We start from the raw sequence: 26,120 nt of genomic DNA, 5'->3' as shown, positions 1-26,120 counted from the left end.
ACCAAGATGTCTTTGTCCCGTTCTATCCTTCGCAAGCTCCCGGTCGCCGGCCTGATCGTCGCGGCGCTCGGGCTTGCCGGCTGCTCGCAGGAGAAAGCCGAAGTCAAGGACATCATCCGCCCGGTCAAGGTCGTCGAGATCGCCCAGGCGCATGACACCCGCACGCTCTCCTATTCCGGGTCGGTGCGGGCCCGCACCGAAAGCGCGCTGGCGTTCCGGGTCAACGGCAAGATCACCGAGCGTCTTGTCGACATCGGCCAGCATGTCGCCTCGGGCGATGTGCTCGCCCGCATCGATCCCATCGACTACGACCTTTCGGTCAAAAGTGCCCAGGCTTCCCTCGATGCCGCCGAGCGCCAGGTCGAGACGGTCGAACTTGCCCGCAAGCGCGCCGAGCAGCTGTTTACGAAGAACTTTGCGCCGAAATCGCAGCTCGAACAGGCGACGTTGAGCTATGATCAGGCGGTCGCCACGCGCGACTCCGCCCGCTCGTCGCTTGACCAGGCCAAGAACCAGGCCGGTTATACCGACCTCAAGGCCGACAGGGACGGTATCGTCACCGCGGTCAGTGCCGATGTCGGCCAGGTGGTCGGCTCCGGCACGCCGGTGGTCACCGTCGCGGTCGACGGCGAAAAGGAAGTGCTGATCGCCGTGCCGGAAATGGAGATCGCCGAGTTCAAGCCTGGCAAGGTCGTCAAGGCGGGCTTCTGGTCCGACGACAGACTGGCGCTCGAGGGCAAGGTCCGCGAAGTCGCCGGCAGCGCCGATCCGCAATCGCGCACCTTTGCCGTCCGCGTCAGCCTGCCCAACGATCCGCGCGTGCTGCTCGGCATGACCGCCAGCATCGAAGCGTCGGCGGCCAATGAGCGGCAGCTGGTTTCGATCCCGCTGAGCGCGCTGGCCGAGCAAGACAGCCAGTCGATCGTCTGGACCGTCGACCGTGGCGCCGACACCGTTCATGCCCGCCCGGTCAAGGTCGCCAAGTTCGCCGCCGATGGCGTGCGGGTTGCGGAGGGTTTGAAGCCAGGTGACGTCGTGGTTGCCGCCGGCACGCAGTTCATGACCGAAAACCTGAAGGTGAAACTCGCCGGCGACACGGTGCTGCAATCCGCCTCGGCGGCAGACAACGACGCCAAGCAGGTGCACTGACGACAGACACCGGCTGCGCGTTCCCGCAGCCGCTGGTTTCCGGGCGGCAGGCGCCCGACCGAGACGCTCGATTGATGTAACCCCCACATCGATTTTCGCGTCCCACCGCGAAGAGTGCTTCTCCGCTCGGAGAGCCTTGCCGCCCGGAAGCCCACTACCGAACTCGATCTTGTTGAAAGAGATGGACCAGCATCGATGACCAGTTCCACGGACGAGAAGCGGCCCTTCAACCTGTCGCGATGGGCAATCGGCCATCCCTCCATTGCGCGGTTCCTGTTTGGCCTGATCATCATTTCCGGCGCGCTCGGCCTGATGCGCATGGGCCAGAAGGAAGATCCCGATTTCACCTTCCGGGTGATGGTCGTCCAGGCGATCTGGCCAGGCTCCTCGATCCAGGAGATGGAAGACCAGGTCGTCAACAAGATCGAACGCAAGCTGCAGGAAACGCCGCATCTCGACTTCGTCCGTTCGTTCACCCGTGCCGGCAGCGCCATCATCACGGTCCAGATCAAGGGTGACACCAACGCCGCCGAGGTGACGGACGCCTTCTATCAGGTGCGCAAGAAGGTCGGCGATATATCAGGCGACCTGCCGCAAGGCCTGCTCGGCCCCTATTTCAACGACGAGTTCGGTGACACCTTCATCACCCTGCATTCGATCAGCGGCGAAGGGTTCAGCTATCCCGAATTGAAGAAGTTCGCCACCCAGGCGCGCGACATGCTTTTGGCCACGCCCGGCGTCGAGAAGGCCGTCATCATCGGCGATCAGCCGGAAAAGCTCTACATCGACGTCTCGTCCAAGGCGCTCGCCGAACGCGGCCTGACGCTGCCCGATCTGCAGAATGCGATCAAGGGACAGAACAATGTCGACCCGGCCGGCTCCGTCGACACCGGCACCAATTCGGTGCGCATTTCGGTCGAAGGCGATGTCGGCAAGGTCGAGGATATCAGAAACCTGCGACTGCGCGCCGGCGGCCAGGTCACCCGGCTGGGCGACATCGCCACGGTGACGTCGGGGCTGGAAGATCCGTTCCAGCGTAAATACCGTTTCAACGGCCATGAGAGCGTGCAGGTCGGCGTCGTCATGGCCAAGGGCTTCAACGTCAGAGACGTCGGCAAGGATGTCGAAGCGACCTATCAGCGCTTTGAGGAAGGATTGCCCTATGGCGTTGCGGTCGACCAGGTTTCCGACCAGCCCGAGGTCGTCAAGGATGCCGTGAACGAATTCATGGAGGCGCTCGGCGAAGCGCTGCTGATCGTGCTCGTCGTCTCGTTCCTGTCGATCGGCTGGCGTTCCGGCCTGGTCATCGCCATCGCCATTCCGCTGGTTCTGGCCGCCACCTTCGCCATCATGTACGAGATCGGCATCGACCTGCAGCGCATTTCGCTCGGCGCGCTGATCATCGCGCTCGGCCTGCTCGTCGACGACGCGATGATCGTCGTCGAAATGATGGAGCGCAAGCTCGAGGAGGGGCTGGTCAAGATCGAGGCGGCGAGTTTCGCCTATTCCTCGACCGCTTTCCCGATGCTGACCGGCACGCTGATCACCACCGCCGGCTTCATCCCGGTCGGCTTCGCCGCCTCGACGGCCGGCGAATATGTCCGCACGCTGTTCTATGTCGTCGGCATCGCGCTGATCGTCTCGTGGTTCGTGGCCGTCTATTTCACGCCGTGGCTCGGCAATATGATCCTGAAGCAGCGCAAGCATGCCGGCAGCCATCACGATGTCTTCGACACCCGCTTCTATCGCCGGCTGCGTTCGACCGTCAGCTGGGCCGTGCGCCATCGCATCATCGTCTTGGTGATGACGCTGGTGACCTTCGGCACCAGCCTGTGGGCGTTCCAGTTCATCCCGCAGAACTTCTTCCCGCAATCGTCGCGGCCGGAAATCCTCGTCGACCTCTGGCTGCCGGAAGGCACCAGCATCAAGGAAGTCGAGGCGCAGGCCAAGGCGCTTGAAAACAAGATGATGGACGATAAGGACAAGCGCTTCATCGCCACCTATATCGGCGAAGGCGCGCCGCGCTTCTTCCTGCCGCTCGACCAGCAGCTGCGCAATCCGAACTTCGCCCAGCTTCTGGTGATGGCCAATGACGAACCGGCCCGCGAACGGCTGATCGTCAAGCTGCGCACCGTTCTTGCGGAGGACTTCCCGTCGATCCGCGCCAAGGTCGACCGCCTGTTCCTCGGCCCGCCGACCGGCTGGCCGGTGCAGATGCGCGTCATGGGTCCCGACCGGCAGGAGGTGCGCCGCATCGCCGACCAGGTGAAGGCCAAGTTCCGCGAAGATCCGCTGCTTGGCGCCGTTCATGACGACTGGCTGGAGCCGGTGCCGGCGATGAAGCTGGTCATCGACCAGGATCGCGCCCGGGCGCTCGGCGTCACCTCGCAGCGCATCCGCCAGATGCTGCAGGCGACGATGACCGGCGCCTCGCTCGACGACTTCCGCGACGGCGAGGAGACGGTGTCCATCGTCGCCCGCGAGCCGGATGCCAGCCGCAGCCTGCTGTCCTCGGTCGACTCCGTCTACATCCCGACCGATTTCGGCGGCTTCGTGCCGCTGTCGCAGGTGGCCAAGGTGGTGCCCGTGCTGGAGCAAGGCATCGAGTGGCGGCGTGACCGCTTGCCGACCATCAGCGTGCGGGCGACGCTGCCGGACGGCGTGCAGTCGAACGACGTCGTCACCAAGCTGTACAAGGACATGCAGGGCCTGCGCGACGGGCTGGCGCCCGGCTACAAGATCGAGATCCAGGGCGGTGCCGAGGATTCGGCCGAAAGCCAGGCTTCGATCGCCGCCAAGGCGCCGGTCATGCTGGCCATCATCGTCGTGCTTTTGATGATCCAGCTGCAGCATTTCGGCAAGGCGATGCTGGTGCTGGCGACCGGCCCGCTCGGCATCATCGGTGCTGCCGCTGCCCTTTTGATCAGCGGCGCGCCGTTCGGCTTCGTCGCCATCCTCGGCGTCATAGCGCTGCTCGGCATCATCATGCGCAACTCGATCATCCTGGTCGACCAGATCGACCAGGACATCGCGGCGGGCATGGATCGCTCCGAGGCGATCATCGGCTCGGCCGTGCGCCGCTTCCGGCCGATCACGCTGACCGCCCTGACGGCGGTGCTGGCACTGATCCCGATCTCGCGCGCCGTGTTCTGGGGGCCGCTCGCCTACGCCATGATGGGCGGCATCCTGGTTGCCACCGTGCTGACCATCCTGGTGCTGCCGGCGGGCTATGCCTTGTTCTTTGGGCGGGAGCCCAAGAAGGCAGTGGATGCCGAACAGGCGCTCGAACCGGAGTTGCCCGCCGAAAGGCCGCAACTGGCACTGGCGGCTGAATAAACGAAACCGGCCGGTCGATTTTCGACCGGCCGGTTTTCCATCTCGTTACCGGTTCAAGGCTGCCGGCTGGCCAGTAGACGTCAGATGACAAAATACCAGTTGGCGAGCAGCATCACCACCACCCCGGCGACCAGCGTCAGGTAGGGCAGCATCCCCGCCTTCTTGACCGCCAGATCGGACGAGCTCATGCCGAGGTCGGCCAGCATGTGGTCGGGGAACTTGCCGCCGTCCTGGATGTAGTGGCGGAAGCAGAACACCGGGATGATCAGCGCGGCCGTGATCAGTCCAGCCCACAGCGCCATCGGGTTCCACACCTTGGCGCCCGCGCCCATGAAGATCGCGTTGACATAGGCGAAGATGGCGCCGACGCCGAGCAGCCAGCTCGGCGCCTTCCACGGCCGCGCGATTTGGCCGTTGTCGATGCGGTGGATCCAGCCGGCGTTGAGGTTGAGGAAGTTGAAGATGATGTAGCCGCAGTTCGACACGGCGAGGATGAAGAAGAAGCTCGTCGCGTCGGCCGAAGCAATGGCCAGCACGATCAGGTTGAAGACGAGGTCGGTCCACATGGCCCGCGTCGGCGCGCCATGTTCGTTGACGTGGCTGAGATAGCGCGGCAGCCAGCCGTCGACCGAGCCCTGGTAGAGCGTGCGCGAGGAACCCGCCATCGCCGTCATGATGCACAGCACCAGCGCCAGGATCATCAGCATCACCAGCAGGCTGTGGATCAGCGCGCCGCCACCGACCATGCCGGCCAGCGCGTCGGCGACACCGGAGCCGTCGACGATCGGCGTCGCCAGCATGCCGTTCAGGCCGAGCACGCCCTGGAAGGTGAACGGCACCAGGATGAACAGCAGCATGCAGAGCAGGCCGGAGTAGAAGATGGCCTTGAACGTGTCGGTGCCCGGGTTCTTGAACTCCGAGGTGTAGCAGACGGCGGTCTCGAAACCGTAGGTCGACCACGCGGCGATGAACATGCCGCCAAGCACGAGTGTCCAGCCGGCTATGTTCCAGGCGCCGGGCTCGGGCGCGTAAGCCGCCGCCAACGGCACCAGCGGCGAAAAATTCGCCCAGTTGATCTGGCCGGTGACGATCGGCACCACGCCGACGATCAGCATCGGAATGATGACCAGCAAGCCGATGTATTTCTGCACATTGGCGGTGCCCAGAATGCCGCGATGCTGGATGGAGAAGATGATCAGCATCAGCACCGCGCCGATGAAGAAGGTCGCGTTGAGCGTGAAGGAAACCGGACCCAGCGTGTGGCTGTACAGCGTCCAGTTGCGGATCGCCGGCGTCGCCGCTGCGGTCACCGCCGTGATCGCATCGGCGGCGCTCGTGCCGGCATGGGCCGCGATATAGGCGACGACATCGGGCGAGGTTTCGGTGAACAGCGGCACTGGCGCCAGCGCGTTGAGGATGTAGGCGGCGGCGATCGAGCAGCCGAGCGACAGCACTGGCGACCAGGCGAACCAGTTACACCACACCGAGAGCGGCGCGATGAACTTGGAATAGCGCAGCCAGGCGGTGGCGCCATAGATCGAGGCGCCGCCGGACTTGTTCGGAAACAGGCCGGCGATCTCGGCATAGGTGAAGGATTGCAGGAAGCCCATGATCATGGAGGCGATCCAGATCGCGAAGGCCAGCGTGCCGGTCGTGCCGGCAATGCCGCCGATCGAAAACAGGACGAGGGCAGGGACGCCGCTTGCCACCCAGAAGGCGCCGCGCCAGTCGATGTTCCGGTGCAGCTTGCTTTCGGCAGGCTGCTCCAAGGCAGTCGTTATCGTGCTCATGTGTTTGGCTTCCCCTTTTTGATGTTCCCCGTTCGTGACGGCCGCGACTTCGCGAGGCTTCATCATCGACGCATGCATTGAGCGACTGTCGGTGTTTCCACTCAGTCGCATTTTTTTCTTAACAGTGAAGATTGATCCGGCGCGCTTTCACGTCAAGCGTTTTGTCGCGCCGTGCACATCACGCTTGCGAAACTTGTCAGCTTCGCACTGCTGCGGGTGGGATTGTTCGAAAGAAGGACCAGGGGCCTGAAACGAAAAAACCCGCCTGAAGCGGGTCGCGGCGCAAATCAGCACCATGCCTGTACCAATAGCATAACTGCCGGCACTTGTCGATCGGACAGCCGGCGCGGCTCTCACTGTCTTGTGAGAGAAGCGCGGTCAGGAGCGCGGCTTTGTCTTCTGCGGATCGTAGTGGGCAAAGGCGACTACGCGGGCCGGCAGCCGCTTGGCATGGCCGTCGAGCTTGCCGATCTCGACCTCGGTACCGATGGCGGCGTGGGTGACGTCGAGCCTCGCCAGCGCGATGGTCTTGTTCAGCACCGGCGAGCGCATGCCTGACGTGACCACGCCGATCTGGGCGCGGCCGACATGCACGCAATCGCCATGGCCGACATCGACATTGGCGTCGATATCGAGGCCGACCAGTTTTGTCTGCGGGTTTTCCTTGCGCCGGATCAGCGCCTCGCGGCCGATGAAGTCGTCGGTCTTGGTCTTCAGCGGCACGGTGAAGCCGATGCCGGCCTCGAACGGGTCGGTTTGGTCGGAGAATTCGTAGCCCGCGAAGATCAGCCCGGCCTCGATGCGCACCATGTCGAGTGCCTGCAGCCCCATCGGCTTCAGCCCGTGCGGCTGGCCGGCTTCCCATATGGCGTCGAAGACCTTTTCGGCGTCGCGCGGGTGGCACCAGATCTCGTAGCCGAGCTCGCCGGTGTAGCCGGTGCGCGAGACGACGACCGGGATGCCGTTGCCGCCACCGATGCGGGCCACGGCGAAACGGAACCATTCGAGCTCGTCGATCGACGGCTGCAGCGGTGAGGTCCAGATGACCTCCCTCAGGATGTCGCAGCTCTTCGGCCCTTGCACGGCGATATTGTGCATCTGGTCGGTGGACGAACGCACCAGCACGTTGAGGCCGAGCTTTGTCGCCATTTCGCGCAGCCATTCGCCGGACAGATCATCGCCGCCGACCCAGCGGAAATTGTCCTTGCCGAGCCGCAGCAGCGTACCGTCGTCGATCATGCCGCCATGCTCGTAGCACATCGCCGAATAGACGACCTGACCGACGCCGAGTTTTTTCACGTCGCGGGTCAGCGTGTATTGCAGCAGCGCTTCGGCGTCCGGGCCGGTGACCTCGAACTTGCGCAACGGCGACAGGTCCATGATCACCGCGTCCTGCCGGCAGGCCCAGTATTCGGCGATGGCGCCTTCTTTGGCGAAGGAGTTGGCCAGCCAGTAGCCCCGGTACTCGACGAAGTTGCGGGTGTGCTTGGCAAAGCTCGAATGAAATGAAGTCTCGCGGGTCATTTTCGGTTCCGAATCAGGCGTCATGCGTCTGGCGATCGCTCGCGAGAATTTGTGCTGGCCGGAATAGGTCCGCACATGGATGTCGGTCAGATTCCAGCCATTGGCCGGCGTCGTGTCGTCGGGGCAGGCCGAGGAAACGCAGACGATGTCGGTCAGCGCCTTGAGCAGCACGTAATCGCCGGGGCGTGACCACGGCTCATCGGACACCATGACGCCATGCGCGTCGATCGCCGTGTTGAAGAAGAAGTTGATCGCCATCCAGCCGGCGCGAGGGGTCACACCCTTGTCGGCCAGCGCGCGGTTGAAATTCTCCGAGCAGTTGCTGTGCCCTGGATAGCCGATGTCGTCGTAGTATTTGGCAGCACAGGCGAGCGCGAACGCATCGTGCCGGCCGCAGGTGTCCTGCACCACCTCGACCAGCGGCTCCATGTCCTGGTCGTAGTATTTCGAGTGCAGGCCAGGCATTGGATAGCTGGCACCCATCAACGTGCGCGTCGTCGTCACGTCGAGAGGATGGTCGCGGCCCTTGTCCAGCTTGCGCGCCGAAAAGCACTGGAAGTCGGTGCATTGGCGCCCGTCGACATCGATGATCTGCAGATAGTCACCGGCCTTGACGAAATAGGATTCCGCCGTCGCCGAGTGGACACGCAGGTCCAACACCGGATCGGCGAGCGGATCGGCCAGTTGCGACTTCGCCGCCGGGCGGATGGTGGCGCGCCGGACGATGACGGCAAGCGGCGTCGCCGTGTCGTGGCCATCGACCAGCATCGGCCCCCCTGGCGCGGCGATGACCATCGCGCCGTCGCGTGCAATGGTGAAAGCCTGCTCGGTGCCGGCCGGCGTGGCGCCGCCGAACACGCGCACGGCCTTGGCCTGATCGAGCTGCACCTGCCGGCGCGCGAGTCCGCGCCGCAGCGCGCCAAGACTGTCATCGCCCTCGGCGAGTAGCGCCTTGATGCCGGCGGCATTGCTGTTCGATGTCTCACCGAAGATGCCGGGGTCGGTGACGCCGGTCTTGTCCCATGCCAGCACCTCGCAGGCCTGGCCGCCTTCGACATTGCGCACGCTGATCGTATCGCCAGCCTCGACCTCGACGATCACCGCGCCATTGCCCTGGATCGTGTAACGCTCGAGGCCGGGCGGCAGCGCGATCTGCCCGGGCCTCAGGATACGGCTCGGCCGCGGCGGTTCGGCGGCGATTGCAGGGTAGGGCGACTGGCTCATCTTCAACCTTGCGTTTCGAGACATTGGTTCGAGAAACAAGTTTGCCTGTGTGTAAAATTATTTTAGCAGCAAGAATAGGCAGCAAGGCCGGATTTGGCAAGGCGAAGGTAGTGCGTGGCGGGCACGCGCGCGTGCAAGCGCTACGCCAACTCCTCCGAATGCACGATCGTCACGCCATACTCCGCCGCCGCGTCGAGCATCGTGTGCCACAGGCTTTCGGCGAAGGTCGCAAACACCAGCAGGTTGAACACGGCCTGCCCATCCGGCCGATCGTCGCCGCGCCAGAGCGTGACGCTGGTGTGGTCCATCGAGGTTGCGGCGGCCGCGCCAACCGGGAATGCCGCCGCGTGCAGATCGATCGACGACAGTTTGGCCAGCATGCTGCGCGCCTTGGCGCCCGAGATGCTGATCAGGGCGCGCGCATGCGACTGGTCCGACAGCGAGGCAGGGCCGGACAAGGCCGGCGCCAGCGTGTCCATCATGTGCTTGCCGCCCTTCGACAGGACGAAAAACTGATCCGGCCCGGACCAGATCAGCGTGGCGTCCGAGGCTTGGATTGCCTTCGGCGCATCCGGCGCTACCACGCCGAAATGGGCTTTGGCCGCCTTTGCCAGCTCGGCCGCCTTGCCGCGCCGCGTCATCACCTGGACCAGGTCGAAATTGCGGATCTCGGTCAACGACACGCCGGCCTCGACGCCGCGTGCACCATGCGTGCCGGCGACAAGCGCATGCTCGAGCGGACTGCGGGAAATCCAGGAAAACTCAGCCACGCTGGCGCCCTCCATCCGGATCGTAGAAGACGGGATTGCACAGTTCGACGTCGTAGTCCTCGCCGCGCAGCGGATCATGCGCATGGACGATCTCGCCGATGCGCTCGCGGCCGCGTTCGACAAGGCCGAGCCCTATCCATTGGTCTGATGTCGGCGAGAAGCAGACCGAGGTGACGTAGCCCTGGTCGTTGCCCGGTCCTGGTGTCTGCCCTTTCGGGATGATGTGCGCGCCGGAGCGCAAGCGGCGTGCCTTGTCGGTCGGCTTGATGCCGACCACGACCTGCCGATCCGGCGCGACCAGCGCTTCGCGCCCGGCCATGACGCGGCCGACGAAATCCTTCTTGGTCGACATCATCTTGCCGAGACCGAGGTCGGCAGCGGTCGTCGTACCGCTCAGTTCCGGTCCGGCGATGTGACCCTTTTCGACGCGCATCACGCCGAGCGCCTCGGTGCCGTAAGGCGTGACGCCGAATGGCGCGCCGGCCAGCATCAGATTGCGCGCCATGGCATCGCCGAAGCGTGCCGGCACGGAAATCTCGAACGCCATCTCGCCGGAGAAGGAGATGCGGAACAGCCGCGCCTTGATGCCGCCGCGCAAGCGGACTTTGCGCGCGCCCATGAACGGAAAGCCCTCGTTGGACAGGTCCTCGGCCGGATCGACAATCTCCTTGAGCAGGTCGCGGGTCTTCGGCCCGGCGATCGAGAATTGCGCCCACTGGTCGGAGACCGAGGTCAGCTGCACGTCGAATTCGCTGAACAGCACCTGCCGGCAGAATTCGAGGTGCTGCATCACCAGCCCGGCCTTGGCGGTGGTGGTGGTCAGGAAATAGTGATCCTCCGCCAGCCGCGATGTGGTGCCGTCGTCATAGACCATGCCGTCCTCGCGCAGCATCAGCCCGTAGCGGGCCTTGCCGACGGCGAGATTGGAGAAGGTGTTGATGTAGACGCGGTCGAGGAAGGCGCCGGCATCCGGACCGTGCACGTCGATCTTGCCCAGTGTCGAGACATCGCAGAAACCGACGCCACCGCGCACTGCCTTGACCTCGCGGGTCACCGAGTCCAGCCAGTCCTTCTCGCCGGCGCGCGGATACCACTGCGCGCGCTTCCACAGGCCGGTGTCGACGAAAACAGCCCCTTGCTCCGCCGCCCAGTGATGCGACGGCGTCAGCCGCGTCGCATGGAAGGTCTCGTCGCGGTGATGGCCGGCGAAGGCGCCGATCGCGACGGGCACGTAAGGAGGCCGGTAGATCGTCGTGCCGGTCTCTGGAATGGACCGGCCGCTAACCGCCGCCATGATGGCGAGGCCGGCGACATTCGATGTCTTGCCCTGGTCGGTCGCCATGCCGAGCGTCGTGTAGCGCTTCAGATGCTCGACCGATTCAAAGCCTTCGCGCTGCGCCAGTTCGATGTCGGACGCCGTCACGTCGTGCTGGTAATCGACGAAGGCCTTGCCCTTGCCGACGACATGCCAGAGCGGCGTGAGCGAGAACGCCTCGTCGTCGGCGACAGGAGCCGTGCCCGCCTTGCCGCTGTGCCCGGCGTCGAGCGCGGCTGCTGCGCCCGCTGCAAATCCTTCAGCCAGGCAGGCACCGAGGCCGAAGGCGCCGTTGGCGGCACCGGCGGCGACCATGCCGGGAGGTGCGCCGTCGGGCACGAAAGCGGCGATGTTATCGCGCCATTTCGGCCGGCCGCGATGGTAGGAGGTCAGCCCAACCGCCGGGTTCCAGCCGCCGGAAACGGCAACCCCGTCGGCTTCGACTTCGGCGCGCGCGCCGCCGGTCAGCGACACCGCGATCTTTTTGACGCCGTCCTTGCCGCCATCGACGCCGCTCACGGAGCCGTGCAGCACCGGGAAGCCACCCTTGGAGGCGAGCGAGCGATGGGCGGGCGACACATCCGGTCGCGCGTCGATCACCGCCGCGATTTGCAATCCGGCGCCGAGCGCTGTCTCGACCGTGCGCCAGCCATCCTCATTGTTGGTGAACAGCGCGACGCGTTTCGCCGGCGTTGCCGCATAGCGCGCGACATAGGTCCGCATGGCTGACGCCATCATCACGCCCGGCGTGTCGTTGCCGGCAAAGACGATCGGCCGTTCGATGGCGCCGGCCGCGACCACGCAGCGCCTGGCCACGACCCGCCACAGCCGCTGCCGCACCTGATGCTCGAGCGGCGAGGGCAGGTGGTCGCTGACCCGCTCGATCGCGCCATAGGTGCCGCCGTCATAGACGCCGAACAGCGTCGTGCGGGTCATGATGCGGACGTCGGGCATTGCCGCCAGTTCGGCCAGCGTCCGCGAAAGCCATTCGGCTGCCGGCAGGCCGTCGATCGTGCCGCCATCCGAGAGCAGGCGGCCGCCGGGCGAAAAATCCTCCTCGCACAGGATGACGCGGGCACCACTGCGGCCGGCAGCCAAGGCCGCGGCCAGGCCGGTCGGGCCTGAGCCGGCGATCAGCACATCACAATGCGCCCACGCCTTGTCGTAATGGTCGGGATCGGCAACGCCCGCGGCCCGGCCGAGACCGGCAGCGCGGCGGATCGCCGGCTCGTAGATCGCTTCCCAGAACTTGGCCGGCCACATGAAGGTCTTGTAGTAGAAGCCGGCGACGAAGATCGGCGCGAACAGCTGGTTCACCGACATCACATCGTGGCGCAGCGACGGCCAGCGGTTCTGGCTGGCGGCCTCAAGCCCCTCATAGAGCTCTGCCGTGGTCGCCTTCGTGTTCGGTTCGCGCCTCGCACCGGTGCGCAATTCGACCAGCGCGTTGGGCTCTTCCGAGCCGGCGGTGAGGATGCCGCGCGGGCGATGGTATTTGAACGAGCGGCCGACCAGCTTGACGCCATTGGCGATCAGCGCCGAGGCCAGCGTGTCGCCCTGGAAGCCGGAGAAAGTCTTGCCGTCGAAGCGGAAGCTCAGTGGCGCCGAGCGGTCGACGAGGCCGCCGGACGCGAGGCGATGGGATTGGCTGGACGTCACGACTGCCGGCCTTCCGTGGGTTCGATGAAATGCGAGGGGGCAGCGCGGACTTCGACACGAAAATTCATTTCGCGGCCTGCCTTGCACCGGCGCCGGCCGCCGGCTCAACCGAAGAAATCTCGTGCGTCAGCGTGTTGCGGCCGATCTTCAGCCAGACCCGGCAGCCGCCGCCATGGTACCAGTGCTCGCTGGTCTCGCCGGCGACATTGTCGCGCAGATAGACATAGTCGAAGACCTCGTCTTCCGAGGCGCCGGCCGCCGGCCGCACCGGCTTGGCGTCGCCGAGATAGGTGAACTCGCCGAGTTCGCGTTCGCCGCAGAAGGGACAGACAATGCGCATGGTTTCCTGTCCGTCCTCAGTGCAGGTTCGGTTGGGCGCCCTGGCCCTTCTCGTCGATCATCGCACCAGTCCGGAAGCGATCGAGGCGGAACCGTGCGGCTTCTTCGTGCGGCTCATCGCGGGCCAGCAGATGGGCAAAGACAAGGCCTGAGCCCGGCGTCGCCTTGAAGCCGCCATAGCACCAGCCGGCGTTGAGGTAGAGCCCGTCGACCGGCGTCTTGTCGATGATCGGCGAGCCGTCCATCGACATGTCCATGATGCCGCCCCACTGGCGCAGCAGGCGCACGCGGCCGATCATCGGCATCAGCGCCATGCCGCCCTCGCAGACGTCCTCCATCACCGGCATGTTGCCGCGCTGGGCGTAGGAATTGTAGCCGTCTATGTCGCCGCCGAAGACGAGGCCGCCCTTGTCCGACTGGCTGACGTAGAAATGGCCGGCGCCGAAGGTCATGACACCAGGGATGAGCGGCTTGATCGCCTCGGAGACGAAGGCCTGCAGCACATGGCTCTCGATCGGCAGGCGCAGGCCGGCCATCGCCGCGACGCGCGAGGTACTGCCGGCGACCGCCATGCCGACCTTGCCGGCGCCGATCTTGCCGCGCGAGGTCTCGACGCCGGTCACCTTGCCGCTGGCGTCGCGGCTAAAGCCGGTCACCTCGCAGTTCTGGATGATGTCGACGCCAAGCGCGCTCGCCGCATGGGCGTAGCCCCAGACCACGGCGTCATGGCGCGCCGTGCCGCCACGCCGCTGCAAGAGCCCGCCTTGCACGGGAAAGCGCGCATTGTCGAAGTTCAGGAACGGGATCATCTTCTTGACCGCGGCGAGGTCGAGCAGCTCGGCATCGATGCCGTTGATGCGCATCGTGTTGCCGCGCCGCGCATAGGCGTCGCGCTGCGCGTCGGAATGGTAGAGGTTGATGACGCCGCGCTGGCTGACCATGGCGTTGTAGTTGAGGTCCTGCTCCATCCGCTCCCACAGCTTCATCGACAATTCGTAGAAGCCGATGTTGCCGGGCAGACCGTAATTGGAGCGGATGATGGTGGTGTTGCGGCCGGCATTGCCGGAGCCGATCCAGCCCTTTTCCAGCACGGCGACATTCCTGATGCCGTATTCGCTGGCCAGGAACCAGGCGGTGGCCAGGCCATGGCCGCCACCGCCGATGACCACCACGTCGTAGCGATCCTTCGGGCTGGCATCGCGCCAGGTGCGCTGCCAGTTCTTATGGCCGGACAGGGCGGCGCGGGCGAGCGAGAAGATCGAGTATTTCATACGTTCATTCCGAGGTCGCTCGCACCGCTGGGGACCCTTCTAACGCATCGGATTTATCCGAAAACCGTTTCACACTTTTCGGTCCGATGCGCCTAGATATCCAGCGTGTGGTCGCGCTCCCATTGCGTGAAGTGCGAAGCATAGGAATTCCATTCCTGGTGCTTCAGCTTTAGGTAGGCCGACGAGAATTCCTCACCCAGCGCCGCCTTCAGCGATTTGTCCTTGTCGAACTCGCGCAAGGCGTCGAGCAGGTTGAGCGGCAGCTTTGGCGCGCCCTTCACCGTATGCCCGTGCTGGTACATGTCGATGTCGTAGCGCTTGCCGGGATCGGCCTTCGAGCGGATGCCGTCGAGGCCGGCGGCGATGATGACCGCCTGCAGCAGATAGGGGTTGGCGGCGCCGTCGGGCAGTCGCAGTTCGAAGCGGCCGGGGCCCGGCACGCGCACCATGTGAGTGCGGTTGTTACCGGTCCAGGTCACCGTGTTCGGTGCCCAGGTCGCGCCCGAAATGGTGCGCGGCGCGTTGATGCGCTTGTAGGAATTGACCGTCGGGTTGGTGATCGCGGCCAGTGCCGAGGCATGCTTCATGATGCCGCCGAGGAAATTCTTGCCCTTGGCCGACAGGCCGAGCTCCATCGCATTGTCGGCGAACACGTTGGTCTTGCCGGCTTTGTCCCACACCGAGATATGGGCATGGCAGCCATTGCCGGTCAGGCCCTGAAAGGGTTTGGGCATGAAGGTCGCGCGCAGGCCATGCTTCTCCGCGATCGACTTGACCATGAATTTGAAGAAGGAGTGCTTGTCGGCGGTGGCGAGCGCATCGTCGAAGGCCCAGTTCATCTCGAACTGGCCGTTGGCATCCTCATGGTCGTTCTGGTAGGCGCCCCAGCCGAGCGCCAGCATGTGGTCGCAGATCTCGGCGATGACATCGTAGCGACGCATCACCGCTTGCTGATCATAGCACGGCTTCGACGCGGTGTCGTATTCGTCGGAGATCGTCTTGCCGTCCGGCGAGATGAGGAAGAACTCGGCCTCGACGCCGGTCTTGACATGCATGCCGTCGCTGGCCGCCTCGGCGATCAGCCGCTTCAGCGTGTTGCGCGGCGCCTGGTCGACTTCCTTGTCGTCCATGATGCAGTTGGCGGCGACCCAGGCGACATCAGGTTTCCACGGCAACTGGATCACCGAATCCGGGTCCGGCACCGCCAGCATGTCGGGATGCGCCGGCGTGAGATCGAGCCAGGTGGCGAACCCCGCAAAACCAGCACCGTCCTTCTGCATGTCGGCGATGGCCTGCGCCGGCACCAGCTTGGCACGCTGGCCACCGAACAGGTCGGTGTAGGAAATCATGAAATATTTGACGTTTTTCGCCCTTGCGAATTCTGCAAGATCAGCTGTCACGGAAGTTCCCCATTTTTTTGTCGATCGTTGCCCCAGAGCGTGCGGGCTTCGGCCCTTCGTTGATCAGAAGCCGTTCTTCCCCGGTATCCAGTTGGTGCCGGCCAGCGGCACGCCAGCCATGGCGGCTGCCTCGATCGTCAATGCGACGAGGTCCTCGGGTTCGAGATTGTGCAGGCTGTTCTTGCCGCACGCGCGGGCGATAGTCTGAGCTTCCAGCGTCATCACCTTCAAATAGTTCGCCAGCCGGCGCCCGGCGGCGACCGGATCGACGCGCTTCATCAGTTCCGGGTCCTGCGTGGTGATGCCGGCCGGGTCGCGCCCCTCGTGCCAGTCGTCATAGGCGCCGGCGGTGGTGCCGAGCTCGTTGTACTCGGCTTCCCAGCGCGGATCGTTGTCGCCGAGCGCGACCAGCGCCGCCGTGCCGATCGAGACCGCATCGACGCCGAGCGCCAGCGCCTTGGCGACATCGGCGCCGTTGCGGATGCCGCCGGAGACGATCAACTGCACCTTGCGGTGCATGCCGAGATCCTGCAGCGCCTGCACCGCCGGCCTGATGCAGGCGAGCGTCGGCTGGCCGACATTTTCGATGAACACTTCCTGCGTGGCGGCCGTGCCGCCCTGCATGCCATCGACGACGACGACATCGGCGCCGGCCTTCACCGCAAGCGCTGTGTCATAGTAGGGGCGGGCGCCGCCGACCTTGACGTAGATCGGCTTTTCCCAGTCGGTGATTTCGCGCAGTTCGAGGATCTTGATCTCGAGATCGTCGGGACCGGTCCAGTCGGGATGGCGCGAGGCCGAGCGCTGGTCGATGCCCTTGGGCAGGGTGCGCATTTCGGCGACGCGGTCGGAAATCTTCTGGCCGAGCAACATGCCGCCGCCGCCGGGCTTGGCGCCCTGGCCGACAACAACCTCGATCGCATCGGCGCGGCGCAGGTCGCGCAGGTTCATGCCATAGCGCGACGGCAGGTACTGGTAGACCAGCGTCTTCGAATGGCCGCGCTCTTCCTCGGTCATGCCGCCGTCGCCCGTGGTGGTCGAGGTGCCCGACAGGGTCGCGCCGCGTCCGAGCGCTTCCTTGGCAGGGCCGGACAGCGAGCCGAAGCTCATGCCGGCGATGGTGATCGGGATCTTCAGCTCGATCGGCTTCTTGGCGTGGCGCGAGCCCAGCACGACGCTGGTGTCGCAGCGCTCGCGATAGCCTTCGAGCGGATAGCGCGAGATCGAGGCGCCGAGGAACAGTAGGTCGTCGAAATGCGGCAGCTTGCGCTTGGCGCCGGCGCCACGGATATCGTAGATGCCGGTCGCCGCGGCGCGGCGGATTTCAGAAAGCGTGTAGTCGTCGAAGGTCGCGGATTTGCGCGGCGTCGTCGGCGGGTTCCTGTAGGTCATGCTGCCTCAATACGCGTCGGCGTTGTCGATATTGAAATTGTAGAGCGTGCGCGCCGAGCCGTAGCGCGTGAATTCCGCCGCCTTGACGCCGGTGACGCCGGCGCGGTCGAGCAGGCCTTGCAGCAATTCCAGATGTTCGGCCCGCATCTCCTTGGCTATGCAGTCGGCGCCGAGGCTGTCGACCTTGCCGCGCACGAAGAGCCGCGCCTCGTAGATCGAATCGCCCAGCGCGTCGCCGGCATCGCCCAGCACCACCAGATTGCCGGACTGCGCCATGAAGGCCGACATGTGGCCGATATTGCCGTGCACGACGATGTCGATGCCCTTCATCGAGATGCCGCAGCGCGACGACGCATTGCCCTCGATGACCAGCAGGCCGCCCTTGCCGGTGGCGCCGGCATACTGGCTGGCATCGCCTTTGACTGTGATCGAACCCGACATCATGTTCTCGCCGACGCCGGGTCCTGCGGAGCCATGCACGGTGATGGCGCTGCCGGAATTCATGCCGCCGCAATAATAGCCGACACTGCCGCGTACATCGATGGTGATCGGCTGGTCGACGCCGACGGCGACCGAATGGTTGCCTTTCGGGTTGAGGACTTCCCATGCCGTTTCATTCGAGCCGGGCGTCAAATTGTGGAGCGCCTGGTTGAGTTCGCGCAACGACATCTGATCGAGATCGAAGACCCGAGAGGCTTGGTCGTGCACGACCGTCTCTGAAAGCTTGGTTGCCGGCATGAATTCAATGCTCCCAGAAATAGACGGTTGCGGGCTCGGGTTCCCAGACCCTCGCATTGTCTATGCCGGGCAGTTTGGTCAGCGCGCGATATTCCGAGCCGAAGGCGACATACTGGTCGGTCTCGGCCATGACGGCGGGCTTGCAGGCGATCGGGTCGCGCACGACGCCGAAACCGTTCTTTGTACCGACGACGAAGGTGAAGAAGCCGTCGAGGTCGCTGAGCGTGCCCTCGAGAGCCTCGCCGAGATTCTTGCCATGCGCCATTTGCGACGAGAGATAGGCGGCCGCGACCTCGGTGTCGTTCTCGGTCTCGAAGGTCATGCCTTCGCGGATTAGTTCGCGGCGGACGTTGTTGTGGTTGGACAGCGAGCCGTTGTGCACCAGGCACTGGTCGGCGCCGGTCGAGAACGGATGCGCGCCCATCGTCGTCACCGCCGATTCCGTTGCCATGCGGGTGTGGCCGATGCCATGCGTGCCGGTCATCTTGCGAACGTCGAAGCGATCGACGACCGCCTCCGGCAGGCCGACCTCCTTGTAGATCTCGACCACGTCGCCGGTGCCCATGATGCGGATATCGGGGCGCAGCGCCTGGATGGCTTCGCGCGCCTCGTCGATCTTGGCAGGCGTGGTCCTGACCACCGCATGGGTTGATTTCACCGCGATCGTCACCGGCGTGCCGATAGCCTTGGCGAGTTCGGCCTCGAGGCCGCGGAAATCGCGTTCCGGCTTGGCCGACTGGATGGTGATCTTGGCCTCATTCCTGGAAGGCGCGCCATAGATGGCGATGCCGGCGCTGTCCGGACCCCGGTCGCTGAGCGAGATCAGCATCTGCGACAGCATCGAGCCGAGTTGAGGCTCGAGCGCCTTGTCCTTCAAAAACAGTCCGACAATTCCACACATGTCAGCCTCCCGATGTTGCAGCTAGACGATGATGTATCGAATGAGTCCCTCGAATTCAATCACATGAAAAAAATTTTCCTCTAGTTACGTATGCGGCTCAATGCCGCCCTGCGCACTATCGTTGCCCCGCCGGGCATTGTGAACCCATTTGGCGGTGCGGATGCGGGCTATCCTGTAGGCGTCGAGGATCGACAGCGCATAGATCAGGAAGCCGCCGGCATGACGGCCGACGAAGCTGGCGTCGGGTGGTGCGATCTTGGCGGTGACCCATGCCAGGATCACCGTGAAGAAAAGGAACTGCAGACCGCGCACCGGCACGCCGAGAATGACGTGTCCGCTTGCCGGCAGCGCGATTGCCGCGCCGAGAACCAGATACGGGTTGGGAGGGGTGGGGTCGGTGGCGGAATTGGTCATGCGGCCTGCCGTTCGCTTATGTTGATGGCGTCGCGCAGCGCCGACACCGACATCAGCAGTCTCTCGACCAGCGCTGGATCAAGTGTTGCGTCGCCAAATTCGGCTTGCCGGAAAACGCCATAGCGTGCTCGCTCGGCCTCCGCGAGCAGCCAGACAATGCGTATGCCCTTGGGCGTGATCAGCAGTTCCTTGGCGCGCCCTTCGGAGAAGATCTCGATATGACTGGCGATGATGCCTTGGGGAAAACGCGCGCCCCTGCGGTCGGTGCGCAGCACGGACTCGACTGGAAATCCCGGGGCCTTCGGCAGCGTGTGGTCGAGATGATCGAAATTGGAGAATGTCGTCGGCGAGCCCGGCCGCATCATCATGTCGAACGTGCCGGGCACCGCGACCTTTTCGGTGATCGAGATGCTCAGCCAGCGCGTTGGCAGCTTTCTCGTCGCCAGCGTGTCGACGATGGTGCGCAGCTGCACGCGCCGGCCGTTCCATGATCCTTCCCAGGTGACCACACCGGCGGTGCCGTCCGAAACATCAGCTGCGTCGGCAATGACGGTGCGGATGCCGGCATGGTCGATGGCGAGCGCCGCTGACGCCCTGTTGCGGCTGGCGCGCGCCAGCCAGGCAAGGTGAAGGACGAGGGCCAGGACAATTGCCCCGGCAAAGAGTGCTGACGTCACCTCGGACATTTTGTCATGCCAGGCCCGCCCGGGATTCGGACGGGCCTACTCCCATCAATAACCCTGAGGCTTCGGCCACGGCATGGTGAACTGATCGCCGCGCCGCACGAATCTGTAGCGGTAGAAATGGAACCACAGCGAGATCAGGAAATAGAAGGCGACCATGGCGATCAGTTGCGAGCCGAAGCCGAGGAAGATGGCGAAGAAGGTCACCACGCACAGGCAGAACAGCACGATCGCCGGCAGCGGATGGAACGGATGCGTGTAGCCGCGGCGGATCGAGCCGAGCGGCCATTTCTTCCTGAACATGATGATGTTGATGCTCATGAACGTGTACTGCAGCACGCCCGACAGGATCGAGAAGGTGATCGCCTGGTTGAGGTCGGCGATGAAGGCGAAGGCGAGCGCGATCGGCAGCAGGAACAGGATCGAGCGATAGGGCGTGCGATACCGGGGATGCACGGCCGAGAACCAGGTCGGCAGATAGCGGTCGCGGCCGAGCGAGAACCAGGCGCGCGCCGCGTCGTTGATGCAGCCATTGGCCGACGCAAGCGCAGCCAGCAGTGTGGCGATGAACAGCAGGTTCTCGAGCAGAGGGCTGCCGGTCAGCCTGCCGGCGTCCCACAGCGGGTAATAGGTGATGCCCAGATATTCCCACGGCATCATCGAGGCGCAGACATACCAGGTCATGGCAGCGGCGATCAGAAGCGTGATCATGCCGGCCATCGTGCCATAGGGCAGCGAGCGGGCCGGTGAGCGCACTTCCTCGGCCGCCTGCGTGGTGCCCTCGATGCCGAGATAGTACCAGATGCCGAACTGGAAGGCGGCGATGACGCCGATCCAGCCATAGGGCAGGGCGTTTTCGGGGGTGACCAGCTCGTTGAGCTTCAGCACGGCGCCCTGCGTCCACGGGCTGACCGAGAAGAACAGGATGACGATCGAGACATAGGCGATTGCGGTGATGACGAAGTTGACGTTCAGCGTCATCAGCACGCCGCGATAGTTCAGCCACGCCAGCACGACGATGGTGGCGGCGATGAAGGAATTGTGGGTGAGCCCTTCGACGCCGGCCTTGGAGACGATGGTGTCGCCAAGCAGGATGGCGTCGGACACTTCGAGCATCGTGTAGGCAAACACCAGGAACAACGCGACATTGAATGCCATCAGCGGCCCGACAATGTGCTTTGCCTGCGCATACTGGCCGCCGGCGGCGGCCACCGTCGATGTCACCTCGGAATCGATCATCGCGACCGAGGTGTAGAGCAATCCGACGACCCAGCAGACGATCAGCGCGGCAAGCGCGCCGCCCTTGTCGGCGGCGAAATTCCAGCCGGTGAATTCGCCGACCAGCACGATGCCGACGCCGAGCGCCCAGACATGGGCCGGGCCAAGTACGCGGAGCAGTGAAACCCTGTCCCCGTGGATTGCCGGTTCAAGCGTGACCGTCATTGTCAGCGCCGACATCCATGGTCAACGGCCTCCAGGACGTCTACATCGAAGTCACTGCGGCAAGGTCGAACAGACGCGCATCGCTTCGTGACAACCAGCAGCTCCTCAACATCCTGCCAGCGCTCTCGTCAGACCAGGTTGGTCGCCGTGTCGACGAATTCCAGCCGATCTGCGACGCGCGTCTTCCCGATCGGCTCCGGCGTCAACGTCCATCGCCGCGCGATCTCTCAATCGATGGCGCCACGCTCACCATCCGCAAATTCAAGAAGGACAAGCTGACCCTCGATACAGCTGGCAAGTTCGGCGCCATTTCACCGCAGGGAGCCGAAGTTCTCTCAAGATCATCATCGTGTTCGCTGCAACATCGATCATCTCGCGGCACCGGCTCGGGCAAGACGACGCTGCTCAACTGCTGACCAACTATATCGCGACCGCGAGGAGGAACGCGTCCATCACCTGCGAGGACTCGGCCGAGAGCTGCAATTGCAAGCAGCCGCTCCATGTCGTGCGCCTCGAACCCGCCCACCCATCTGGAGGGCGAGGCGAGGTGACGATGCGCGACCTGGTGCCAGACTGCCTGCGCATGCGGCCCGAGCGCATCATCGTCGGCGCAATGTGCGCGGACCCGAAGTGTCGATCTTCTGGGCTAGGCGATGACACCGGCATGACGGCTCGATGGGAACGATCACTCGAACAAGCCCGCGCGAATGCCTGAACCGTATCGAATCATGATTGCCATGGGCGGTTATTCGCTGGCCGCCGAAGACGTGCGCGAAATCGTTGTCGGCGTCCATCGACGTGATTATCCAGGCGGCGCGCCTGCGCGATGGATCGCGTCGCATCACCCACATCACCGAGTGATCGGAATGGAGGGCGACGTCGTCATCACGCAGGATATCGTCCTCTATAACACTCAAGGGCCGAGGATCGCCAATGCAGGCTGCTGGCGAGCATGTATCGGACCGGCATCGGTCGTCCGCATTTCTGGGACCGGGCTCGCTGAACTATGGCGAGGAGCAGCGGCTCGCGCCGAGCGCGCTCGAGGCGGCGAGAGAAACGTGCTGACGTGACGGCGTGAGGGTTCTGGCCAATGTTTGGAATTGACGGCACAGTACTGTCGTTGTCGTGCTCGCCGCTGCAGCGCCGGTGCGGTCGCTATGCGTTCTGTCACCAGATCAGCAACGAGACAAGTCGGCAAGCGGCTTGAAACGATCAAGAGCGCGGGACGGATCGCTCTGTCGTCAAGCCTCCTCGCGCGACCGCGTGCGAAGCGCCAAACGGCGCAAATCGGTTCAGGATTCGCTGAACGAACTCGACGCAAAGCAGAAAACCAAGACAGCGCGGTCAAGAATACCACCGCTGAAGCCCCCAACTCCGTCAGGCCGGCCTGAAAACCACCATCAGCGAGCGCTTCTATGTATACTCCGGCCATATGCGGTCTCGCTTTGACCAAGGCTGCCTTTGTGGCCGGAGCGCCGCGCTGATCGTCTTAGCAGGGTGCTGCTGGCGCGGCGTCTCGGCCTGCCACGCTGGTTCGTCTCGTTCGTCGCGCCCGCGGGTCAAGGCATTCCCTCAACGAATTCCAAACGCGCTCGATATCATCGTGCGCGCGTCAAATCCGCCTGCCGCTGAACGAGCCGTGCGCCTGATCGCCAACGAATCTCCCGAACCGGTGAAGACGAGTTTCGCCGTATTGTCGATTCCCAGCAGATGGTCCTGTCGATCCCTGAGCGAATGGCGACCGTGCGCATGCCGAAACCATCGCCTTGCACTGGATGGCAAGCTTCTTGGCATCGAATCCAGATTCAGCGCAGGCTGGCGGCAATCTCTCCGCGGCGCTGGCATCTTTCGCGCGTGCTTCGCGATCGCAAGAAGATGATAAAGCCAAGGTCCAGGCACTGTCGATGGAAGCCAAGCGTCCGCCGCCATCACTCGGCGCGCTGCCTTTCATCGTGCGTCTCGTCTACCTGTCGAGCCAAGCTACCTGATGCCGCTGTTCGTCACCAGTGTTGGACACCGGATCCTTGGCTGCTCGGCAGTCGGATGGCGATCGCATCTTTGTGATGCGCAAGATGATGAACTTTGAGTCTAGGGGTGCATCCTTGCGGGCGCCGATCCTGACGTCGATCGATGTCGCGCTGGTCGGAAACCGGAGGCGCAAGGAACACCTCGTCGCGGGTCATGACCAGCTTGACCGGCCTCGGCCTGCGCGACAGCGCGAGCGCCACCGGCTCAGCCCAGACATGGGTCTGCCGCCGAAGCCGCCGCCGATCTCCGACGAGGTGACGCGCGCAGCTTCGAGGCTTCCATGCCAAGCAGCTCGGCGCAATGCTGGCGGTAGACGAAATGCCCTGCGTGCAGACCCAGAGATCGGCTAGTGACCATCCGAGCTGACGCTCGCCACGCAGGCATGCGGCTTCGATATAGAGCCCTGGTGCGTCTGCTCGGTCTTGTAGGAGCGTTCGACGATGAAATCGGCCTGGCGAAACCCTGATGAACATCGCCATGGCAAAACTGGCTGCGCTTTCTTGGTGACGTTGGACGGCTTTTACCGGCTTTACTCGAGGCCCTCGTGAGATGGCGTCGTTGATGAGGGTGGCCGGATGTGCTTCATCGCCTCTGTCGACATCGGTGACAGCGCAGAACCTCGTAGTCGACTCGATCAGCTTCAGCTGCCTGCCTGGCCCGTGCGGGCGTCCACGGCAGCGACCGCGTCCACGCATGCCGTCATAGAGCGCCTTGGTGCGCGCCATGCCGTTGTCGAGGATGTCGTACATGGCGGCATCGCCATCGGGAGGTCGGCAGGTCTGCCGCGGTGATCACGCCTTCACGCCGGAAGCTTTCCGCCTCGAGGTGTCTATCCTCCTGATCGTTGCGGTTTTTGGGCGTGCGGGCTGCGCAGAATACGCCCGACCAACTGGCCGGCCATGTTTGAAATGCCGCGCCGTAGCGGCGCGGCCGTCACCTTGTCGACGCCGTCGGGGCGGATGGGACGCGTGCCGACGGAGGCGAAATTGCGAGTGGAATACGTGGTCGAAATCATCGTTACTGCTCCCTCATCACGCTGGCGGCGTCCTGAACGGCACGCACGATCTTGTCGTAGCGGTGCAGCGCAGAGGTTGCCGGCGAGGCCCACGGAAGAGGATTTCCTCCTCGGTCGATCGGGTTCTTGGCCAGAGGTCCTGGCCGCGATCAGGAAGCCTGCGCGTTGCAGATGCCGCATTGAAGTGGCGCATGCTCGAGAACTCCTGCTGCAACGGATGCAGCCTGTCGCCATGCGCCATGCCCTCGACGGTCTCGCACGCGCCGGCCACTCGGCCTCCGCGCCGAGCACCAGGCACGAGCACACCAGCCGGTCGTCGAGGAGATGGCTGCAGGCGCCGACAGTACGCGGTGCCGCAGCTTCCTTGGCGCCCGTCAGTCGAGGCGATCGCGCAGACGTCGAGCAGCGTCTCGTCGCTGGCGAAAGAACTCGACGCTATCGCCGTGATTGTCGTTGAACCGCTACCCAGCCATCACTTGCCTCCTGCGCGTACATAGGCGGTCGTGGCGGCCCGCTGGCCAGCACACCGCGCAAACTTCACGTCTGAACTCGATGTGCTGCCGCGCTGTCGTCGATGGGGCGGTCAGCCTCCCGAGCAGACCTGGCCAGCCGCTCAAGTGCTGCTTCATCCAGCTTCCTGCCGCATGAGGGCCTCGGCCGCCTCTTCCACCAGCAGCAGCACGTCGCGCCCGCGGACACCCAGCGCCACGCGGCCGACTACACAACACCTTGCTCATCGAGCGTCAGGTTCACGCCGGCGCTGACCACCGCTATGTCCAGCTCCGTGCGCGGATGAAGCGCAGATAGGCATCGCCCGAGCGGGCGCGCGTTTGTCTGAGCAGATCGCCTCGATGATCTCGCGCTTTGCCCGCGACTCTTGCCCGGCCCGGTCGGCACGGCCTCCACCGCAATCGTGCGCTTGCGCGGGTCCGCGCAACCAGCGCCCTGCGCTGTCGGCGACCAGCGCGGCCGCTGTCGGCGGCCGGCGAGGGCGTTGCAGAGATTGCCTGTTATGGTGCCAGCGCCCCTGCACCGGATGCCTATGTCGTTTGCCTTGAATGTGTCCCACAGCGCAGCAGTACTTGCCGCGCACGTTGGTCAGCCTTGCTGCGGGATCGCGGATCCAGAAGCGCAGACGAATATCAGCGAGGAGTCGCCGAAGCCAGTGAGCCAGCAGACGGGCGCCGATCGGCTTCGACCCGGCCGACACTGATCGCGGCTTCTATCGCCAGCTCGCCGACCTTGTGCGGGTCGGCGTCATAGAGACGCCGAAATTCACATCGAGCCGCACGAGTTGTCGCCCCGTTGTTGAAAACGACCAGTTGATGACCCTTTGGGTGATGAAGTCTTCGTTGGGGATCAGGAAATCCGCGGCCGTCGCGCGTCACCACCGAGATCGAAGCGCCCCCGCATTTCGCGGATCCCGCCGAAAGGTGCCTTCGAGCGATATGGTGTCACCGGCTTGATCGACTTGTCGAGCAGATGAATCACGCCGGAGACAAAATTTGAAACGACCTTTTGCAGCCCGAAAGCGATGAGACCGACGCCGATCGCGCCGGAAACACCCGTCAGCGCCGTGAGTCGACGCCGACGGCGGAAATAGCGAAGTGCGCCAGCCACCAGCACGAGGACCGATTCTGCCATCTTGCCAACAAATGGACGCGGATCGAGGTGTCAGTTCCGCGAGATGCGGACGCGCTCATCGAGATATAGTTGCCGATGACCACCG

The 26,120-nt window shown here is 64.3% G+C and carries 17 protein-coding genes and 3 pseudogenes; 4 read left to right on the top strand and 16 right to left on the bottom strand.

The features are described 5' to 3' along the window. Positions 1–6 precede the first annotated feature (6 nt). Together ACFSQT_RS19740 and ACFSQT_RS19735 are read left to right on the top strand one after the other, a co-directional pair. Entirely contained in the window at positions 7–1,149 is a 1,143-nt protein-coding gene (locus tag ACFSQT_RS19740) for an efflux RND transporter periplasmic adaptor subunit (RefSeq protein WP_379021231.1), read from the top strand. 195 nt (positions 1,150–1,344) lie between these two features. Continuing rightward, a complete protein-coding gene (locus ACFSQT_RS19735) occupies positions 1,345–4,485 on the top strand; it encodes an efflux RND transporter permease subunit (protein ID WP_379021229.1) in 3,141 nt (1,046 codons plus the stop codon). An 80-nt stretch (positions 4,486–4,565) separates the two neighbouring features. Here the strand turns inward: ACFSQT_RS19735 and ACFSQT_RS19730 are convergent, their stop codons facing one another. The 13 genes from ACFSQT_RS19730 to ACFSQT_RS19670 all read right to left on the bottom strand — a co-directional run bounded on the left by ACFSQT_RS19730 (position 4,566) and on the right by ACFSQT_RS19670 (position 21,348). Continuing rightward, the gene (locus ACFSQT_RS19730) at positions 4,566–6,275 is read right to left on the bottom strand and encodes an APC family permease (RefSeq protein WP_379021227.1); all 1,710 of its coding nucleotides are present in this window, start codon (positions 6,273–6,275) and stop codon (positions 4,566–4,568) included. A 378-nt stretch (positions 6,276–6,653) separates the two neighbouring features. After that, positions 6,654–9,023, bottom strand: a complete 2,370-nt coding sequence (locus tag ACFSQT_RS19725) for a DUF1989 domain-containing protein (protein ID WP_379021225.1) — start codon at positions 9,021–9,023, stop codon at positions 6,654–6,656. A 140-nt stretch (positions 9,024–9,163) separates the two neighbouring features. Further along, positions 9,164–9,793: a sarcosine oxidase subunit gamma gene (locus ACFSQT_RS19720; protein ID WP_379021223.1), complete on the bottom strand. Its 630-nt coding sequence runs from the start codon at positions 9,791–9,793 to the stop codon at positions 9,164–9,166. Continuing rightward, on the bottom strand, positions 9,786–12,767 hold the full coding sequence (locus tag ACFSQT_RS19715) for a sarcosine oxidase subunit alpha (protein WP_379021221.1): 2,982 nt from the start codon (positions 12,765–12,767) through the stop codon (positions 9,786–9,788). The genes ACFSQT_RS19720 and ACFSQT_RS19715 overlap by 8 nt, the downstream gene beginning before the upstream one ends. A gap of 64 nt (positions 12,768–12,831) precedes the next feature. Beyond that, positions 12,832–13,107, bottom strand: a complete 276-nt coding sequence (locus tag ACFSQT_RS19710) for a sarcosine oxidase subunit delta (RefSeq protein ID WP_379021219.1) — start codon at positions 13,105–13,107, stop codon at positions 12,832–12,834. A gap of 16 nt (positions 13,108–13,123) precedes the next feature. Then, a complete protein-coding gene (locus ACFSQT_RS19705) occupies positions 13,124–14,377 on the bottom strand; it encodes a sarcosine oxidase subunit beta family protein (RefSeq protein WP_379021217.1) in 1,254 nt (417 codons plus the stop codon). Positions 14,378–14,469: 92 nt separating this feature from the next. After that, positions 14,470–15,777 (bottom strand): type III glutamate--ammonia ligase, encoded by a 1,308-nt coding sequence (gene glnT, locus ACFSQT_RS19700; protein ID WP_379021215.1) that lies wholly within the window; start codon positions 15,775–15,777, stop codon positions 14,470–14,472. A 63-nt stretch (positions 15,778–15,840) separates the two neighbouring features. Further along, positions 15,841–17,169, bottom strand: coding sequence for an FMN-binding glutamate synthase family protein (locus tag ACFSQT_RS19695; protein WP_111546931.1), 1,329 nt, complete (start codon positions 17,167–17,169; stop codon positions 15,841–15,843). 6 nt (positions 17,170–17,175) lie between these two features. Continuing rightward, positions 17,176–17,907, bottom strand: a complete 732-nt coding sequence (locus tag ACFSQT_RS19690; protein ID WP_379021213.1) for a GltB/FmdC/FwdC-like GXGXG domain-containing protein — start codon at positions 17,905–17,907, stop codon at positions 17,176–17,178. Between the two features lie 4 nt (positions 17,908–17,911). Next, entirely contained in the window at positions 17,912–18,808 is an 897-nt protein-coding gene (locus ACFSQT_RS19685; RefSeq protein WP_379021211.1) for a class II glutamine amidotransferase, read from the bottom strand. A gap of 84 nt (positions 18,809–18,892) precedes the next feature. Further along, entirely contained in the window at positions 18,893–19,222 is a 330-nt protein-coding gene (locus ACFSQT_RS19680; protein ID WP_379021209.1) for a hypothetical protein, read from the bottom strand. Further along, positions 19,219–19,908 (bottom strand): hypothetical protein, encoded by a 690-nt coding sequence (locus ACFSQT_RS19675; RefSeq protein ID WP_379021207.1) that lies wholly within the window; start codon positions 19,906–19,908, stop codon positions 19,219–19,221. Before ACFSQT_RS19675 ends, ACFSQT_RS19680 begins: the two co-directional genes overlap by 4 nt. Positions 19,909–19,953: 45 nt before the next feature. Next, positions 19,954–21,348 (bottom strand): APC family permease, encoded by a 1,395-nt coding sequence (locus ACFSQT_RS19670; RefSeq protein ID WP_379021269.1) that lies wholly within the window; start codon positions 21,346–21,348, stop codon positions 19,954–19,956. A 17-nt stretch (positions 21,349–21,365) separates the two neighbouring features. Between ACFSQT_RS19670 and ACFSQT_RS19665 the strand changes: the two are divergent. Beyond that, positions 21,366–22,413 (top strand): annotated as a pseudogene (locus tag ACFSQT_RS19665) (CpaF family protein); the annotation flags it as partial. A 701-nt stretch (positions 22,414–23,114) separates the two neighbouring features. After that, positions 23,115–23,336 (top strand): hypothetical protein, encoded by a 222-nt coding sequence (locus tag ACFSQT_RS19660; protein WP_379021205.1) that lies wholly within the window; start codon positions 23,115–23,117, stop codon positions 23,334–23,336. 77 nt (positions 23,337–23,413) lie between these two features. Here ACFSQT_RS19660 and ACFSQT_RS19655 read toward each other — a convergent pair. The 3 genes and pseudogenes from ACFSQT_RS19655 to ACFSQT_RS19645 form a co-directional block, all read right to left on the bottom strand. Continuing rightward, a pseudogene (locus ACFSQT_RS19655) lies at positions 23,414–24,391 on the bottom strand (xanthine dehydrogenase family protein molybdopterin-binding subunit); the annotation flags it as partial. A 472-nt stretch (positions 24,392–24,863) separates the two neighbouring features. Continuing rightward, positions 24,864–25,420: pseudogene (locus ACFSQT_RS19650) on the bottom strand (FAD binding domain-containing protein); the annotation flags it as partial. 330 nt (positions 25,421–25,750) lie between these two features. Further along, positions 25,751–26,035, bottom strand: coding sequence for a hypothetical protein (locus ACFSQT_RS19645; RefSeq protein ID WP_379021203.1), 285 nt, complete (start codon positions 26,033–26,035; stop codon positions 25,751–25,753). Positions 26,036–26,120: the final 85 nt, after the last annotated feature.

It is taken from the genome of Mesorhizobium calcicola (assembly GCF_042682105.1).
Classification (GTDB): domain Bacteria; phylum Pseudomonadota; class Alphaproteobacteria; order Rhizobiales; family Rhizobiaceae; genus Mesorhizobium; species Mesorhizobium calcicola.
This window is presented reverse-complemented; position numbering and strand designations above follow the sequence as displayed.